Source organism: Ligilactobacillus equi DSM 15833 = JCM 10991, assembly GCF_001435735.1.
Classification (GTDB): domain Bacteria; phylum Bacillota; class Bacilli; order Lactobacillales; family Lactobacillaceae; genus Ligilactobacillus; species Ligilactobacillus equi.
Map to the genome: position 1 here is coordinate 1 of NZ_AZFH01000125.1, position 256 is coordinate 256.

The window sequence follows — 256 nt, forward strand, 5'->3', positions numbered from 1 at the left end:
ACCTTGGTAATGGGCAAAAGGTAACTAAGAATACTGATATTTCTCGTTACTTTGACTACAATTACAATGATAAGGATTCTGTTGTAACTGTTTTTGCTACTAAGGCATTTAAGGACATTCTTAACAACTATAACAAAGACCAACAAGTTCAATTCCAAACATTAATTGAAGTTAATCGTCAAGGTTACGGTGTGGTTAAGAATACCTTTATTGAATACCACAACAAGGCAAAACAAAACAGTAATACTGTTGAAAC

Annotated in this window: 1 protein-coding gene; it reads left to right on the top strand. The window is 32.4% G+C overall.

The features are described from left to right. Positions 1–256, top strand: a 256-nt coding sequence (locus tag FC36_RS07550) for an LPXTG cell wall anchor domain-containing protein (RefSeq protein WP_156409554.1), incomplete at both ends; no start/stop codon positions are given.